This is a genomic window from Psychrobacter sp. DAB_AL32B (genome assembly GCF_002224105.1).
Classification (GTDB): Bacteria; Pseudomonadota; Gammaproteobacteria; order Pseudomonadales; family Moraxellaceae; genus Psychrobacter.
This window is the reverse complement of record NZ_NEXU01000104.1, coordinates 1-17,795: the sequence shown is the minus strand read 5'-3', so window position 1 is coordinate 17,795 and position 17,795 is coordinate 1. Positions and strand designations below refer to the sequence as shown.

Below are 17,795 nucleotides of genomic sequence, written 5' to 3'. Positions count from 1 at the left end.
GTCTTAATAAATTACTTTAACTTTATCTAAAAATAATCAACTACTATGGATTAAACCTTTAAGACGTTTAAAGTTCCAAGGTGATTTCTTTATTCTTTGCACGAGATACGCAAATCATCATCGTTTTCTGCGAAATTTTTTCCTCATCATCTAAGTATTGATCAAGGTGTTCAGCCTCACCTTCAAGAATAACTGTCTCACAGGTACCGCAGACACCTTCTCGACATAAACATTCCACATCAATATTCAAGGATTCTATCGCTTGTAAGATAGTCTGATCATGTTGTACCTCAATACGATGATTTGATTTAGCTAAAATTACTGTAAAAGCATTGCCACTTTCAGATACGTTTGAAGAAAACTGCTCCCAGTGGACATACTCGTCACGATGCCGATACTTATCACAAGCTTCAACAGTAGCGTCAATCATTGGTTTTGGCCCACATACGTATATATGGGTCCCTAAAGGTTGTTGAGAAATTAGCTGATCCAAATCTAAAAATACGCCTTCACTACTAACGTACGTTTGAATACGATCAGCATGAATATTCTTATCCAAATTATTCAGTAAAGCTTCATATTCTGGGCCACGACACGCATACTTTAATTCATAATCTGCATTGCGTTGAGCCAACTCCTCCATCTGAGTCATAAACGGTGTAATGCCGATACCACCGGCAATAAGAAGATGTTTTTGACCAGTATGGGATAATTCAAATAAGTTTTTAGGTGAAGAGATCTCTAATTGAAAACCTTTGACGCAATGCTCATGCATAAAGGTAGACCCTCCCTTACCGTTTACTTCTTGTTGCACACAAATCTGATAACTTGACAAATCTTTAGCATTGCTTACTAACGAATAGGCATTAGAGAGCTTATCATTCATCTTCACAAACATATGACTCCCTGCTGTAAACTCAGGATAAGATTCACCATCAATACGTTTGAACGTAAAGCGCTTTACTAAGGGGGTAAGCTGTTCAACTTCGGCTACTATAGAAGGGAACATTTGATAACTTTCAGTCATCTTCAACTCCTACTCTAAATATGATTTAGTATTTTAGGTTAACGCTATAGTTCTAGACATAGGTACTTTGTAGTTACAAACTCTTCTAAGCCGTATTTAGAACCTTCACGACCAAAACCAGATTGTTTTACTCCACCAAAAGGCACCACTTCACTTGAAATAGCGGTTGAATTCATACCAACCATTCCATATTCAAGCTGTTCTGCAACTTTAAAAATTCGAGAAATATTTTCAGTATAAATATAAGCAGCTAAACCATATATTGTATCGTTCGCCTGCTCGATTACTTCTTTATCACTTTCAAAGCTAATTAAAGGGGCAACAGGACCAAAGATCTCTTCAGATACAATGTCCATACTTTTATCTACATCAGTTAAAATTGTTGGTTCAAAGAAGCTATGACCAAGTTTATGGCGCTTGCCACCACAAACTAAGGAGGCACCTTTATTACAAGCATCTTCAATCAATTTCTCAGCCTTAATAATAGCCTTCTCATTAATTAAAGGACCAACTTGTACTTGGTTATCAAGACCATTACCAACCTTTAAACCTTTAACCGCTTCTATAAATTTCGCTGCAAATTCACTGTATATTTTCTTATGAACATAAATACGATTTGCACAAACGCAAGTTTGTCCCGCGTTTCGGAATTTTGCAAATAGTGCACCTTGTATAGCTTTATCTAGGTCTGCATCTTCAAAAACAATTAGCGGCGCATTACCACCAAGTTCTAAAGCAAGTTTTTTAACCGTTGAGGAACATTGTTGCATCAATAAGCGCCCAATAGGCGTAGAGCCTGTAAATGTTAATTTTCTTACTTTCTCATGTGTTGTAAAAACACTTCCAATCGCTTTTGAATTCCCTGTTATAACATTGATAACGCCTGCCGGAACACCTGCTTGTTCTGCTAGTTTTGCAATTGCTAAAGCACAAAACGGCGTTTCATTTGCTGGCTTTATCACGATAGTGCAGCCTGCTGCTAGCGCTGGAGCTGCTTTACGAGTAATCATAGCAAGTGGAAAATTCCAAGGTGTTATTGCTGCTACTACACCTAAGGGCTCTTTAGTTATTAAAAAACGTTGATCTTTATTTGTTGATGGAATAACGTCTCCATAAATACGTTTTCCTTCCTCTGCAAACCACTGAATAAATGAAGCTGCATATTTTACTTCGCCTAATGCCTCAGCAAGTGGTTTACCCTGCTCCATGGTCATAATAAAAGCAATATCTTCCGCATTGTCTAGAGTTAACTTGTACCATGACATAAGTATGTCGGCTCTCGCCTGAGCAGTCATGGCTTTCCAAGACCCTAATGCATCATGCGAATCTTCAACTGCCTTCAGTGCTTCAACAGAGCCCATATCCGGTACCGAACCTATTTCTTCACCTGTAGCCGGATTTGTAACTATCACTCGAGCTTTACTATCTGCTTCTACCCATTCGCCATTGATAAAAGCAGACTGCTGAAATAAAGTTACATTCTTTAGTGTTTGCATAGTCTTTCCTACTATATCTTTTAGTTAAAATAGGAGAAGGGTGTATTCTTCCCCTATCCAAGAATTTAAAAAAATTATTGATGATATTTTGCTACAAGACTATTAAAATGAGCGATACCATGTTCACTAATTCCAGAACGTTGTTGGTCAGTCATGACACGTCCTTGACCTCTGTATCCCCGTGAATTTAGTCCACGTTGTACACTTTCGACTAGACTCAAATCTTCAGGGCGGAATACATGCTTGTACCATTCAATCAAGTCTTTTTGAGCTTGAGTTAACTCTTCATTCATAAAGTAGATATCATATTGCTGTATAGTCGTTTCCTCATCGACTGGAAACTCATATATAACAGTCATGAAGTCTCCTCCAGGGTTTACGTTAAACATGGTACTAGGCCATGTCCAAAACCCACTAAAAGATGCATCTCCCGCTGATGGATCTAGTTTGAATGACTTTTCAGAAGATTTTGCATAACCAAACTGAAGCGTCCAATTGCCATGCATGGTATGCCAGTACTTATCAACTTGAACAGAGTCTGCAAAACCAGGATGGGCATTACTACAGTGGTAACACTCCATATAGTTATCAACAATAACTTTCCAGTTTGCGGGTGTATCAGTCATGAATCGTGCTGCAAGCTTCAAGTCTTTGATCACTGCACATGATTCATTTAATTTTTTAGCGAAGCCAGGAAGTTGATCTTCAACACACGTTGCCTCAGGATCCATATTAATAAAAACAAACCCACCATATTCTTCAACTTTTAAAGAAACAAGGCTAAATTCTTCTTTATCGAAGTTAGCAACATTTTCACAATTACGTGCTAATGCTAATGAACCATCAAGCTTAAAAGTCCAAGCATGATATGGGCAAGTAATTACGTTTTTAGACTTACCTGATCCTGTTAATAATTCATGACCGCGGTGAGGACATACATTATAAAAAGCACGTAAAACCGAATCTTTACCACGAATAACAATAATATTTTCGCCGATGATTTTACGTGTAAAATAATCATTAGGATTGGCAACTTCATTCATGTGTGAGACGCAAATCCAGCTCTTTGCAAAAATCTCTTCTTTCTCTTTTTCGAATACCGTTTTAGAGGTATAAAAAACTTTAGGCAATGTCCAAGCATTATCTGCATCCTGATCGAAATCTTCAGGTAGTTTATCCGTTACATCCATTGTAGAACTGTTGGATCCTTTGAGAGCGTTTTCCTTGTTAGCATTCATAGTATCTTCCATATTAGCGTTCATAGTGTCTTCCTTGTTAGAGCCCATATTAGCGTTCATAGTGTCTTCCTTGTTAGAGTCCATATTGCTTTCTTTGTTAGCGTTCATAGTACCTTCCTTGTTAGTGTTTATAGTGACCTCCTTGTCAAAGATAGAGTTAGGTTTTTAAAGCATTGACCTAAAATTGATTCCGTTATGTAAAAAGTACAAAATTTAAATATTTCTAAATATTTTATAAATCTAGGGCTTTTATCACCTTTTGATTGTCTTGAATGAAGCTTGAGGAATCATTCATCTCGCCTTTCTCAATTAAATCAGAAGGCTTATGTATCACTATCCCTTCACTTTCTTGGATAAGCCTTTCTTTTTGAATAAGTTTTAAAGACTCACTCATCTCACCTTTTTCAATTAAATAAGACGGCAAAGCTGAATAGTCTTCACGTAACCATCTTACAAAGCCGAATGTTTGGATTAAAATAATCACAATAAAGGGAATTGCTGTGACAACTGTTGCCGTTTTCATGGTATCTAAAGGGGCTTTAGAAAAAATCATTGCCAGAGGTAATAGCGTTAGCATCACACACCAGAATAATCGAGTTTTTGGGGCAGGATCTTGACCTTCCATTAAGTCCTTAGAGCACGTTACAGACACGGCATACCCAACGGCATCCATATGCGCTGCTAAAAAGATTACCATAATTGCTAGCAAGAACCACATCATCATCGTGCCACCAGGAAGCATACCCAATAGTTGAACGATGGCAAACTCACCACCCTGCGAACTCAATACTTCCGGAACATTAACGAATCCATTAATGAATTGATAAACACTGAAGCTTTCCATGATGCCAAAGAGAATCAGCATACCAACAGCACCACCTAACACCATCGCTAAGATAACCTCTTTAATGGTTCGACCTTTTGAAACCCGTGTGACAAATAAAGCTACGCCTGGTGCATAGGAGATCCACCATAGCCAATAAAAAACAGTCCATTCACGGGTAAACTTACCATCACCTAACGGATCAGTAAACAGGCTCATGCTTACAAAATTAGTAAACATATGACCTACACTTGAGATGGTATTATCTAAAATAAACTTCGTAGGGCCAAAAATAAACATATATGCGACAAAAGCCATCAATGCGTAGCACACCATGGAACTGAGCCGTTGCATACCCTTGTCCATACCGATATACGAGCTTATCGCAAACAACACTGAAGCCCCCAAAACAAAGATAGCATTTGTCATGAAAGTATCTGGTATACCTGTGAGGGAGGACAAAATATTAGTAAAAGTGAGTGCGGTGAGCACTAGTGATATGGTTAGGGCGCCAAACATGCATAACAAGAACATCAAATCAACAAGACGCCCGACTATACCCGTTGCCTTAAAACCAGTGATCGACTCTATCATTGAAGCAAGACTTAAGCCTTTATTCTTGCGAACGTGGAAGCTGTAGCAGACAGATATTGAAGCTATCGCATAGATTGCCCAAGCACTAAAGCTATAGTGAAACATAGTATATGGGACGCTATATTTTAATGATTCAGTGCTGTTGGGTTTAATATTTAACCCAGGGGTTTGATAATAATATGCCCAATCCAAAAACCCCCAGTACAATAATGAAGAGCCGAGTCCAGCCATCATAAACATAAATATCCACGAGGATGTCTTATAGTCAGGCTTACCTTCACCTAATTTGATATGACCATATTTGCTAAAAGCTAAACCGATAACAAATACAAATGAAAAAATTGTAAATAATAAAACTGGAGTGGAGAAAATTGTTGTACTCCAATACAAAAGCTTGGCTGCAAAATCAATTGATTCTTCTGAAAAAACTGAAAGTGCAATCACAGAAATAAAAACTATAGATAAGCTAATAATTGCTAATACCTTATCTGTTTTTACAGTATGAGTTTGGTCGATATCCATATCAACAAATCCTTTTATGTAGTTAAAACAATACTTAACACTTCTTTTATAACCACTCTCAATCTTAAGAAATTTCTCGGGTTTTCTAGTTTAAAATTAGTTTCAAAATACGCAAAGATTTTCAATCTTTAGTAAAAAAATATTTTCAAAACCAACTTTGAAATAAAAATATTTTTAGTTATTTATTATCCACGATACAATAGCATCACCAGCTTCGTTCGTATTTGCTATGCCACCCACATCCCTAGTTTTTGGGCCATTTATTAATACATATTCAATAGCCTTCATTATATCTTGGCTTGCTTTGACAAAAGACTCGTCTCCATTACCTAAGAAATCAAGCATCATGGCACCGGACCAAATAGCCCCGATTGGGTTAGCAATATTTTTTCCAGATATATCAGGCGCAGAACCATGTACTGGCTCAAAAAGAGAGGGGAAATTTCGTTCAGGATTTAAGTTAGCTGAAGCGGCTAAGCCCATAGTGCCGGTACAGGCAGGACCAAGGTCGGACAGGATGTCTCCAAAAAGATTGGATGCAACCACGACATCAAAGCGTTCCGGCTGTAATACAAATCGTGCTGCTAGAATATCAATATGTTGTATGTCCATCTTAACTTCAGGATAATTCGTGGACATTGCATCAACACGTTCATCCCAATACGGCATACTTACAGCAATTCCATTAGATTTAGTGGCAGCTGTCAGTTTTTTAGCTTCACGCTCATTAGCTAGTTCAAAAGCATATTTCAGAATACGATCTACACCATAACGTGTAAATACTGCTTCCTGTAATACAAACTCTCGCTCAGTCCCTTCAAAGGCTTTACCACCGATATTTGAGTATTCACCTTCGCTATTTTCACGAACCACATAAAAATCTATATCTCCAGGCTTTTTATTAGCAAGCGGTGAATTCACTCCTTCCATCAATCGAACGGGACGCAAATTGACATATTGATCAAATCGACGTCGAAACTGTAGTAACGAACCCCATAAAGAAATATGGTCTGGAACTTTTTCTGGCAGACCGACCGCGCCAAAAAAGATAGCATCGTAATCTTTTAAGACTTCAAACCAATTGTCAGGCATCATCTTGCCATGCTTAAGATAATAGTCGCAGCTAGCCCAATCAAAGCTCTCAAACTGCAATGGAATATTATGTTTTTTTGCAACTGCATTTACTACTTTGATGCCTTGTGGTAAAACTTCTAATCCTATACCATCGCCTGCAAGTGCGGCTATTCTTAAGCTCTTGATCATAGAACGTTCCTTGTGGTTATCAATTGCTTCCTTGACCCCATCATGCGTCGGTAAGAATAGAGGATCAACACCCTAATCATCAACATAAGGAACACGAATCGTGAACAATCTACCCAGTCTTTCCGATCTGAACGTTTTTTATACCGTTGCAAGGAAGAAAAGTTTCACTGCAGCTGCAGATGAGCTTAATTCTTCGCCTGCCTATGTCAGCAAACGCATACGTATTTTAGAAGACACCCTCAAATGCTCTCTATTTCATCGCAGTACACGCCACATCAGTTTGACAGAAGACGGAAGACTGATACTTGAACGGGTTTTCCATATTCTTAGTGAGTATGAAAAACTTGAAAATATAATAAATAATCCAGAAAGTTTACCCACTGGCAAGATTAATATTGTTAGTAACTTCAGCTTCGGACATACTCATATTGCTCCAATTCTCTCGAAACTAATGACAATATATTCTGATTTAAACATCCAGTTTGATACAGTTGATCGTACTTTAGATTTGATCGAGCATGGCTTAGATTTAGATATTTGTGTAGGTAACGATATAGCTCCAAATATGATTGCTAAAAAACTTCTACCTAACTATAGAATCTTATGTGCTTCTCCTCATTATCTAAAAATCAATGATGAGCCAGACGATTTGGATGATTTAATAAACCATAGTTGCTTAGCAACTAAACAAAGAGATCAGTCAAAACATGTATGGAAATTACGCAGCCCTATGGAAGACATTTCCATCTCCATTGAACCAAAATTTATATCAAATAGCAGTGCTGTAATTAAGCAGTTAGCAATTGATGGCCAAGGTGTCATGCTCTGTTCGGTATGGGACGTTATAGAAGAAATAAGAATTGGTAAACTACAGCATGTTTTGACTAGTTATTGGCAGGATGCCGATATATGGGCAGTTTACCCTTCTCGTTTGAAAAGCTCATCTAAATTAAAGATTTGTATTCTGTTTATTCAAACTGAGTTATTAAATCGTTTGCAAAGCCTAAACAGTCTAACAAGAGGTAAGCCAATTTTGGCTGAAGTAGATGATATTAGACTTCCTATAGAAAAAATATTTATATAATATTCGAATGTCGCAACTTGGAAGATTGATAAATATTGACTATACCAATAATAGATTTCTAAATTGATTAAAAGAGAATCTTCAGGCAATAAAAAACCCGCTGTAATTAGCAGGTTTATTCAAACAGCATGAATCAACAGACTTCTTGCGAAAGTACCAGTTCATTGACTTCCACTGACGGAGTTACGAGGGCTAGCAATGACTTATTCAAGAGATCTAACATATCACATCATTTTGTGTGACTTCGTTTATCTTAAGTGGCACAGCGTATAACTAGGGTATACCTATGCGAACCAATCAGGCACTTTCACTGGTTCGGTTCCTTTAGTGGGAATCGAATCTGATAGTTAAAATGTTGATATTAAAGGCATTAAGTGTAGATTGTTGTCGCCAGTGTACATCGTGGTGTACTTGAAATAGATAATTCGAGGGTATTTTCCACCGCAGAAGGTAATTAACATATATATTCGTTTAAAAGAATATATTAAGATTGATTATGGATAATAAAAAGTTTTTCTTACAGGCACTAGTGGCAGCCATTCTTGTTTTTTTATTAACAGCCATGCTGGTGATTAAGTTTTTTGATATGTTGTAGTGATTTTGGTTCCTACGCAGCGCACCAATCAGGATTTAAGGAAAAATAACCATGTATAAATCAGAGCAAGCACGACAAGTAATTTATCATCAAGACCCTAGCGTTAACACTGACTGGTTAGACACGATCACAATCGACACTGACAGAATGGAAATAAGCAAAGCAGATAACGAGCAGCTGACAAAAGGATTCATTAGAGGATTGATAGCAGCCAAAGTCATTGGCATCGAATCGCTAGATGATTTAGGACTGTAGCAGCTAAAATAAAAAGCGATTGTTGGTATTGATAATAAATAAACCTAAAGAATGCAGTAAACACTGGACATACAGCCGACAGTTTGTGTTCTAGTATGGGAGGTACACTGCAAAAAAGGACTTTTCGAACAGGTCATTCCGCTTATTGAAAATGACTCTATGAAGGAGTTAGACAGCCTATCGCCAAACTTCGCCTTTCATCGAAAAAAGCTGGAAAAGAAAATGATTTAGGTGCTAAATATAATCTTAGAAGCTTTATTGATCCATCATTAAGGAATGAAAATGGGTAATGAGTTGAGAGGAAGTGATTTAGTTCGCGCAATGCTAGAGCGTGGTGACAAGCAAGTATGGTGTTCTATCGATGATAAGAGCGACGAACAAGCAATGACAGCTCATGACGGCAATGACTTTACAGCTTATATCGTATCGTTTAAGAATGGCAGTTTCTATTGTACTGGTGGTATGCCGTGGTTATGTGCTGTACCAATTAAGATAAAGCAAATAACACAACAAGAAGTAAAATTCGTAAACACTGTGCGTACAGACGACAGTTTGATTACCTGAGTGATTTCCAAACTCAATTACTACGCAAGGATGATCACAGCAGCAGTTATGCTTGCTAAAGTTGGACGATAAGCATAGCTACGGCTGCCAGTTTGGTTCTCTGTAAAGGCATCGAACTGTCGGCTATGTCCCAAGTTTTTACGGCGTTTCTTATTTTAATTTATCCTCAATACCAACGATCAGTTTTTTTGGCTCTCATAAAGTCATTTTTTATAAGACCCGTTATAGCAATACCCATCAGTTACTAAGAAATATAAAATGTTAAGGGTTAGATCACTCATATTGAATAGTAACAGTGGCCACTGAACTGACCTTTCCTGGGGTGATAACGGCATCCGTTTGATAGTAACTTGCGCTTAATGGAAAATTATATTGAATATTTTGATTCGATTTCACAGTACCTAATTTGAGCTTTTCATTTTTTGCAATTATCTTACTGTTATTGTTGTAAGTCGTTTTTAGCTGAACACCAACGCCTTTCGCTCTTGTTGATGCAGGTGCGCTATTGGCCAAAACATTGGTCGTATTAGCCGCTGCTGTATAATCAAAATTCAAGCTAATTTCGTTACTTTGCTGATAAGCGGTTAGGTTTTCACCACCATTACATAAAAAATTTAGATCAAAAGCTTGAGTGCCTTGTGTAGAACCCACACCTTTAAATCCAGATTTACTGACGGTTGGTAGTTGCACGGTCTTATTAACTTCTCCTAAAAGTTCACAAGACGATGAGGCAATCGTAATGGCATTACCATAGACGGTACTTGTCAAAAAAGGCTTGGTGACATCGTCAGGTGAATAATAACTACTGTATCTTCCTTCACTAAGAGCGCCCGATCCTGTCGAAGTAGCTGTTTTAACAATCTCAACCACAAAAAAACCTGCCCCTAACGTATATTTACCATTAGTTAGAGGACGGCTATAAGGATAGTAACCGGAAAAGTTTGAACCGCTTCCAGCATCTCTATACAAACGAATACCAATACCTTTGATATTGGTATTATATACAGACGCACCGCCTGCAGGGCTTAATGAAGGGTATTTGGAAAGAATGGCTTGGATGGTTCCTCCAGTGGTATTACAAGTAATCGTAGAACCGTTAGGAGCAATAGGAAAAGAAGCGCGCCTCAAAACTGTTCCGACAGCATCGCTTGGCTTAACGACTACTCTGCCCACATCCATCCTAATGTCTACTGACTTAAATCCAATTTCCGGTGTACATACCGCATAGGACTCTGAGCTAAAAGCACAGCCCATCAGTAAAAAAATACCATTTAATACTTTATAATTCATTGGCACAAACCTTCTAACATCAGCATGTTTTTTTCACTCTGGGGTGCTTGAGTGGTGACATCATAATGTATGTTGCATTGCTCGTTTTTTTCTTCACCCCATTTCACTGTCACTGTATCCGACAAAGTATTGGTGCGTATATAAACCAAGCTACCTTGAGCAACCATGCCCACATACTCCCCTTTTGAATCGTATACTTCGGCAGCAAAAGGAAGTGTCTCACCTTTGGTATTTAAGCTTCGAATATAGAGGGCCTTGCCTGATTTGGTGACGAAATCAACTTTTGAGATTGATCCGGCATAAGGTGCAATACGTTGACTGGTGCCATCTAGTTCTACATCTAATGACATACCTTCAGGATTTAAAACAATCTCATTCAGACGGTAAGGGGTCACGTAAGGAATCACAGCATAACCTGATTTGTTTATGGTCAAACCGTTGGTATTATTTACTTTAGCGCCTGTGGCATTAGGTGCATACACTAACACCATGGTTTGGCCTTGGTCTGGACCAAAAAGAACACCATCAGAGTGAGCAACGATATTGCCTCTCGCTGTTAATGAAACCTGCTCGTATTGATCTGAAGTGCCATAAGAGCCGCCTAATGTCGTAAAATTGGTTCGGTATTGAGCATTGGCGCTTAAGCTTGAGCTGTCTTCATAATCTGTTGATACTGAAGCGCCATAGTTAAAGCGATCTCCTACCACGCCGCTCATTCCAACTGTTGTATTATTTTGCGTATGAACTGAGTTTAGATTAACTGCGTTGCGTTTGAAGGAAAGTGGCAGTGATAGGGTTAGCATATACTCTGTATCGTCTTCATTTTGGCTGGTGGCGCTATTTTCCACCATTCTTCTGATTGCTGATAAGCCATAATTGAGATTACGATAATTATTACTATAACCAATTTGATATTGCTTTGAGGCCTCTTGACGATCCCAATAGTCTACCCAAGAGCCTGTCGCATAAAGATTACCCCAATCATTAGGTAGCCCTTGATTTAACGTTACCTGAAGTTCGCTACGTTGTTTGCCAAAAGAGCCAGAACCCACACCATTTTTTTCCAGTTCTTGAGCCAACAATGCATCACGTAAGTTGTAATAATTTTCGGTTGAATAACGATATGCTGCTAAGGTTAGGTTGGTGTTTGTCGGTGTGATCAGCTTACTGTAACTGATACGGTAACTTTGTCCTGTCTCTTTCTCACGACGATCAAAATCTGCTTTCGAGTGAGTCACATCTAACGCAACTGCCCCTATTGGCGTTGCAAATGCACTCCCTAACGTAATCGCTGTATAATCTTCCGATCCCTGAAAGCCACCATAAGCTGTTATACGGTTGTTGACTCCACGTTGATATTGGCCCTGAACAATGAATGGATCCATATCTATATCAGCGTCACGCAACTGACCCGTCATTAACGAATAACGACTCATTCCTGGACGCAGCATCTGCGCTACTGACGCATAAGGAACTGAGTATTTTTGAACGTCGCCATTGGCCTCTAAAATAGAGACTTCAAGCTCGCCACCAAACCCTGTCGGGTATAAATCGTTAATCTCAAAGCTGCCAGCAGCCACTGTCGTTTGATAAATCAGTTGACCTTGCTGACGAATTTCGACCTTGGCGTTGGTTTTAGCGTTACCACGAATTCGTGGCGCGTATCCGAGCATACTACTAGGTAACATGCGATCGTCACTAGAGAATTCGGCACCACGATATCCGAATGAGTTGAATAACTCACCATTGGTAAAGCTATCACCCAGTGTTAGTACACCTTGATACTTAGGAAAAGCACGCTGTGCATAGGTGCTAATAGAGTCGTAAGTTGACTTAGAATCTTGGTTCTCAGTCTCATCTTCCCATTTCCACTGTCCATTATGGCGAAACTGCCAACCTGCAAGGTTTGCCCCTGTATTTAATGAAACAAACGCATTGGTGTTATCGGCGTTATTTTGTGATTTGTCATGGGTTTTATAGGTACTGGCATTATATGACACGAATGCTGCATTAATACCACGATCCCAAACGCTTGGATCGACATAGCCTTGTGCATTTCTTTCCATCGCAATTTGCGGTATTGAGATATCAAATCGTAGTTTTGAGGTATCAAACTCGTAAAATGAATCTTCAACCCAGTCACCAATCTTTTGACAGCTCTCATCACTCACTTCAAGTCTTTTCTTGATCAGTGCGGCTTTTATACCGTATTCCAGTAGTTGTTTTGAGGAAAAGCAAGTATATGAACTTCTATCATCTTCAGTACTTTTGAACACCATTTGATGTTTGCCAAACCAGCTCTCATTGACATAAACATCCACGTTGTAGCGACCGGGTAAAATAGCGTTACCCTGTGCGAAACGATTGATATCAATTTTCTTGGCATCGCCTATTAGAAAGTCAGAGTTAAACTCAGCGGTTGTAACGGCGGACGTATCTTCAATATCATTGGCGACGGCCAATGATGGCATGCTAAAAGCAATCACACCACAAGCTAAGTAGCATTTAAAATGTCGCTTAATATACTCATAAGTATGTACTGTGCTGTGCATCGCATCGCCATTTTATCAAAAACCTAGTAGGCCTTTGCGTTATGTAAGTGTAGGTGCCGAAAAAGAAGGTTTACTTAATACTATGGTTCACACGGCCACCATAATCATTAATCGTGGTAAATGTCATGTTTTTCATACTAGGGCTTTTTAGTAAGATACTTTGTTCAGAAAAAGGCTTTAGCATCAGACCTTCTGACAGGATATCAATACGCTTACCTGCATCTTCTTGGGTGATAGCAGTGATGGTTATATGAAAAGGTGTTGGGTTTTTGGCTATTATATTAGATCCTTTACTACTCCATTGAATTTTTTCAGGGGCGAGCGTCACATCCTGTTTAATACCACTGGGACGATAAAAGAACTTAATACGGGAGCGAACCGCCAACTGTAAAAAGTTATCAGGTGCTGCCGTTTTATCTTTTGCAGAGGGTTTTGGCGGTATATCTAACACATTTAACCAAAACAACGTCTCTTCCGTTTTGCTTAACGCATTCACGGTAGGCAAACTGGTTATACGTATAAATTGACCTTTTTGAGCTTCGACACGTGATATAGGTGGCGTAATGATGAAAGGAGCTTGTGATTGATCAGGCGTTGCTTGTGGGTCGCCTTCATCAATCCATACTTGTACTAAAGAGGGGCTTTTTCCATCGTTACTCAGTTGGAGAGTGATCTCACGTGCATCAGAAGGGTAAACAGCACGAGTACCATGAATAATGATTTCTGCATTCACTAAACTAACCGGCGTTAAAAGCGCAATTAGGAGTGTTTTATAGAATAACTGTTTGAATGACATATGCTTATCTCGACTTAAAGAATAAAAAAAAGAGCCAGGCCTGTAACTTATCCTAGCTCTTATTAATCTAGTGCAAGATTACTGATAAACAATCGTATATTTTACAGAGGTTGCAACGCTACCGGCAACTGATGCATCAGTCGCATAATATTGAGCATAGTAGTTAAGATCCGCTGAACCAGTACCACTCACATCTACTAACTGTGAGTTAGTCTGAGTGCCACCAGCCCCTGCAGCTAGCACAGGAATAACTAAGTTATTTGAACCTAATAACTGTACTTGAACATTCTTAGCAGTTCCAGTCGCATTGTTTAGATGACCTGTTTTGAAATCAACAGTCGTACCTGGCTCAAAATAAGTAGCAACTTTACTACCTGCTGTACAACCAGTTAGGTTAATAGTAAAAGGCGTACGTCCAGCAACATCACCAGTATTTGCAAGTACGCTTGTAGAAACCGTAGGCAGCGTGACTGTAAAATCTTTACTTGCAGACTGATTAATTGTACAAGTTTTATCTGTGACCTGACCATTAATTGTAATGGTACCATCAGCAGCGAATACGCTAGAAGTTGCTAAAATTGTTAAAAGTGCTAAAGAAATTCTTTTCATCGCTATTACCTTAAAGGAGGTTGAGTGTAAATTTTTGTTAATTCATTATACCTCATATTCTTTACAAGCAAACATAGTTTCTTTAGTTAAAAATAATATTAATTATAACTATTTGATTTTAAAGTAAATATTATTATTATATATTAATATTTTATATAATGAGTTAATTTTAATAGATATTTGTTCATTAATAATTACAAAAAAATAACCGTTCATACCATCAAACATACCGCTCATAACATTATCTATTGACAGATACCAATTTTTATGAAATTAAGTTTTCAGTAATTCTTTTTGTGAAGCTAAGGGTATACCCTAGCGGAACCAGTTATTTCACCCTTCAAACCTATTAACAGACTACTTAAAACAGACTGGTATAATGGAACCACTTATAACAGACTATTTTAGGTGCTTATGTTTATTAGAGCGTATCTACGAGCGTCTACCAAAGAACAAGACGCTAAGCATGCCAAAAGCGAACTCATAGCATTTGCCAACGATCATGGCCACAAAATTGCTGCCTTTTATGTCGAAAACGAATCAGGAGCTATCTTGGTGTGACCCAAGCTTATGCAGCTAATTGAAGATGCTCATAAGGGCGATGTTATCTTAGTTGAGCAGATTGATCGCTTGGCGCGTTTGAACCAAGCTGATTGGGATACTCTCAAAAGAATGCTATCGTATCAAAAGAGCTGCCTACCTCATATATGGCGCTTCAATCTGAAAGCAGCACTGAATTTATGAGCAGTGTATTGCAAGCCATCAACTCGATGATGCTGGATATGCTCGCAGCCATTGCTCGAAAATATTATGAGGATCGCCGTAACCGTCAGATGCAAGGTATTGCTCGTGCTAAGGCAGAAGGTAAGTATTCAGGACGTAGGAAAGATACCGAAAAGCGCAAGATCATCGCTAGTCTACTCAAATCAGGTCATAGCTATTCTGATATTCAAAAAACGGCTAAGTGCTCACGGCATCTAATAGCTGTTATAGCTAAAGAAGCGAAGTAATACTCAAATACTCAAATACTCAAATACTCAAATACTCAAATACTCAAATTATCTAAAAAACATATCGCTTGTTGTCAAGTTAGTATTCATAAAATTACCAATTAAAGAATGTTGAGTCTCCTATAATCCCGGGGCGATTCATTCCATTATTTTATGAGGCTTAGTTTGCCTTGTTGTTTGGCTATGGATACGTCTCTTCCAGTTTTGTATGGTGGTTGGGCTGAGATTATAGAACTCAGCTGCTTGAGCAAAGGTCATACCCTCGTCTAAGCTTTTGAGTACTTGTTTACGAAAATCTAGTGAATAAGTCATGGGTATTTATGATGATAATAGGTTGGTTGATTTAAGTTATAACACTTTTAAAAGAGATTGGCTATAGTCATGGGGAAACGACTATTCTGCCAAACAATAGTTGTTTTTTTAACTTCTATACAGTTCTTTAACCTCAACTTCTTTTCTATAATGCGCAGATACAAATATATATATCCGTTTTTACAAATATTGTGGATTTAACTTAAGCTAAAGTATATTGTTTCTATATTAAAGCTAAATAGTTATTGTTTAATATATATGCTATCAAGATGTTTTTATCAGAATTGTTAGATGTTAGGTGACAGAAGCACTTCTATAAAGAAAATATTAGGTTAATCTAAGCCTTTTTTTTCTATCCAAATATTAGGATTACTATCCTTCATCTAACTATCATTTAATTAAAAAAGAGTAATGGGTTTAAGTTTATTTAAAGTAATGTTTCTTACCAAAGCATTATAGCTTATGCGTTTTGTACTGAGTAAGACAGTTTCAAAATTGCGTTTTTGTATCGTAACGATACTCCACAATACGCAACTTATAAACTGATACTGAACCTCGAATTAGCATTTAATGACAAGGAGTTTCTCATGAATAAATTTACCGCAGTAGCAGTAATATTAGCAACGAGTTTCACTTTTAGTGGCTGTACTAGCTGGTATGAATTGAAGTTTGGTAAAGAGAAGGCGCCTATTAGTTTTTCATACCTTACACAGGATGGAAAAAGCGACGGCATTCATGCATGGAAACCAGATGCGTCCGCTGCGGTGAGCATGAGTAGATACCTAAGAGATTCAGATGGAAAAATAATAACCTATGAGCGAGATAGGGCAATGTTCAAATATAACCAAAAAGGTAAAATAACTGAGAAATATTATGAAGGAAAGGAAACAGTTAATCTTTATGAACAAAAGACATGTGTAATGTCCGCTGCAGCCATTAAAGCGCGAGATTCAGAAGGTGGCTTAACTCTAAACGTTACTGTACCTGAAGGAGTAGGCACAGGCGTTGAACTTGGTGGAGTTGTAAGAGAGCTGCAAAAAATTACAACACTACAAAGCAAAGATGAAGCTGCTACTTTTCTTGACGTTGCTCTTTTTGGGATATGTATGGCATCAATGAATGACTATATAAGCCCAGTAGAAGTACCATTATTAATGCAAGAAGCGATTAAACAGTCAGCATCCATTGCAACCGCAATAGAAAAAACGAAAAAAGATGTTATGTCTACAGATGCATCTCTAAATCCAATGGTGTTGGGTGGAGAAATACAGGATCCAGCCAGACTAGTTGTTATTAAGATCGATGATAAAAAAATTCCTTAGCCTGATGCAAGAGTGGTTTTAATGATTGAAGAATAAAAGTTGAGTGAGTTTAGAAGATTCAGCTATGCTGAAGAAACCGTACACCTAAACTTGGTAAACTAAGCGTATTCACAGGAGTTTACCATGACCAAGAAAATCAGAACTTATAGCACAGAATCTAAAGCAGAAGCCGTTAAGAAGATAGCGGACAATAGCGGCAACATCTCAGCGCCCGCCAAGCAGCTTGGCATCGCGATGCAGACCTTATCAAACTGGCAGAACAAAGCCAACCAAGGCAAGCTTGAAGGGACTGAGCAGTACGATCCACAGCTTATGGCCGTGATGGAAGAGAACAAGCGCCTCAAACGACAGCTCAAAGTTGCCGAGGAGGAGCGCGAGATACTAAAAAAGGCGACGGCGTACTTCGCCAAGCACAGCTAGTCAGGTACGCCTTTATTAAAGAC

The 17,795-nt window shown here is 38.3% G+C and carries 14 protein-coding genes and 2 pseudogenes; 6 read left to right on the top strand and 10 right to left on the bottom strand.

What is annotated here, in order from left to right; translation table 11 throughout:
* Positions 1–67: 67 nt before the first annotated feature.
* The 5 genes from CAN34_RS11755 to CAN34_RS11735 all read right to left on the bottom strand — a co-directional run bounded on the left by CAN34_RS11755 (position 68) and on the right by CAN34_RS11735 (position 6,963).
* A complete protein-coding gene (locus CAN34_RS11755) occupies positions 68–1,027 on the bottom strand; it encodes a PDR/VanB family oxidoreductase (protein WP_089555805.1) in 960 nt (319 codons plus the stop codon).
* Positions 1,028–1,071: 44 nt separating this feature from the next.
* The gene (locus CAN34_RS11750) at positions 1,072–2,523 is read right to left on the bottom strand and encodes an NAD-dependent succinate-semialdehyde dehydrogenase (RefSeq protein ID WP_089555804.1); all 1,452 of its coding nucleotides are present in this window, start codon (positions 2,521–2,523) and stop codon (positions 1,072–1,074) included.
* A gap of 74 nt (positions 2,524–2,597) precedes the next feature.
* Positions 2,598–3,713 (bottom strand): aromatic ring-hydroxylating dioxygenase subunit alpha, encoded by a 1,116-nt coding sequence (locus CAN34_RS11745; protein WP_089555820.1) that lies wholly within the window; start codon positions 3,711–3,713, stop codon positions 2,598–2,600.
* 280 nt (positions 3,714–3,993) lie between these two features.
* Positions 3,994–5,700 carry a BCCT family transporter gene (locus CAN34_RS11740; RefSeq protein WP_089555803.1) on the bottom strand — a complete coding sequence of 569 codons (1,707 nt, stop codon included), beginning with the start codon at positions 5,698–5,700 and terminating at the stop codon, positions 3,994–3,996.
* A gap of 174 nt (positions 5,701–5,874) precedes the next feature.
* Positions 5,875–6,963: a tartrate dehydrogenase gene (locus CAN34_RS11735; protein ID WP_089555802.1), complete on the bottom strand. Its 1,089-nt coding sequence runs from the start codon at positions 6,961–6,963 to the stop codon at positions 5,875–5,877.
* 100 nt (positions 6,964–7,063) lie between these two features.
* Here CAN34_RS11735 and CAN34_RS11730 point away from each other — a divergent pair, with 100 nt between their 5' ends.
* From CAN34_RS11730 to CAN34_RS11720, 3 genes are all read left to right on the top strand, one after another.
* Positions 7,064–8,047, top strand: a complete 984-nt coding sequence (locus CAN34_RS11730; protein ID WP_089555801.1) for a LysR substrate-binding domain-containing protein — start codon at positions 7,064–7,066, stop codon at positions 8,045–8,047.
* A gap of 646 nt (positions 8,048–8,693) precedes the next feature.
* Positions 8,694–8,897 carry a hypothetical protein gene (locus CAN34_RS11725; RefSeq protein WP_089555800.1) on the top strand — a complete coding sequence of 68 codons (204 nt, stop codon included), beginning with the start codon at positions 8,694–8,696 and terminating at the stop codon, positions 8,895–8,897.
* 282 nt (positions 8,898–9,179) lie between these two features.
* Positions 9,180–9,461 carry a hypothetical protein gene (locus CAN34_RS11720; protein WP_174668368.1) on the top strand — a complete coding sequence of 94 codons (282 nt, stop codon included), beginning with the start codon at positions 9,180–9,182 and terminating at the stop codon, positions 9,459–9,461.
* Positions 9,462–9,734: 273 nt separating this feature from the next.
* Here CAN34_RS11720 and CAN34_RS11715 read toward each other — a convergent pair whose 3' ends face one another.
* From CAN34_RS11715 to CAN34_RS11700, 4 genes are all read right to left on the bottom strand, one after another.
* Positions 9,735–10,751: a fimbrial protein gene (locus CAN34_RS11715; protein ID WP_089555799.1), complete on the bottom strand. Its 1,017-nt coding sequence runs from the start codon at positions 10,749–10,751 to the stop codon at positions 9,735–9,737.
* Entirely contained in the window at positions 10,748–13,303 is a 2,556-nt protein-coding gene (locus CAN34_RS11710; protein ID WP_089555798.1) for a fimbria/pilus outer membrane usher protein, read from the bottom strand. The genes CAN34_RS11715 and CAN34_RS11710 overlap by 4 nt, the downstream gene beginning before the upstream one ends.
* Before the next feature lie 70 nt (positions 13,304–13,373).
* Entirely contained in the window at positions 13,374–14,099 is a 726-nt protein-coding gene (locus CAN34_RS11705; protein ID WP_089555797.1) for a molecular chaperone, read from the bottom strand.
* Positions 14,100–14,177: 78 nt separating this feature from the next.
* A complete protein-coding gene (locus CAN34_RS11700) occupies positions 14,178–14,708 on the bottom strand; it encodes a fimbrial protein (RefSeq protein ID WP_089555796.1) in 531 nt (176 codons plus the stop codon).
* A 414-nt stretch (positions 14,709–15,122) separates the two neighbouring features.
* Between CAN34_RS11700 and CAN34_RS11695 the strand changes: the two are divergent.
* Positions 15,123–15,718, top strand: a pseudogene (locus CAN34_RS11695) (recombinase family protein).
* A gap of 138 nt (positions 15,719–15,856) precedes the next feature.
* On the opposite strand, the gene CAN34_RS11690 reads toward CAN34_RS11695, so the two are convergent.
* On the bottom strand, positions 15,857–16,030 hold the full coding sequence (locus tag CAN34_RS11690; protein WP_228719551.1) for a helix-turn-helix domain-containing protein: 174 nt from the start codon (positions 16,028–16,030) through the stop codon (positions 15,857–15,859).
* A gap of 587 nt (positions 16,031–16,617) precedes the next feature.
* Between CAN34_RS11690 and CAN34_RS11685 the strand changes: the two genes are divergently transcribed.
* Both CAN34_RS11685 and CAN34_RS11680 read left to right on the top strand, forming a co-directional pair.
* Positions 16,618–17,352, top strand: a complete 735-nt coding sequence (locus CAN34_RS11685) for a hypothetical protein (protein WP_089555795.1) — start codon at positions 16,618–16,620, stop codon at positions 17,350–17,352.
* 123 nt (positions 17,353–17,475) lie between these two features.
* Positions 17,476–17,795, top strand: a pseudogene (locus CAN34_RS11680) (transposase); the annotation flags it as partial.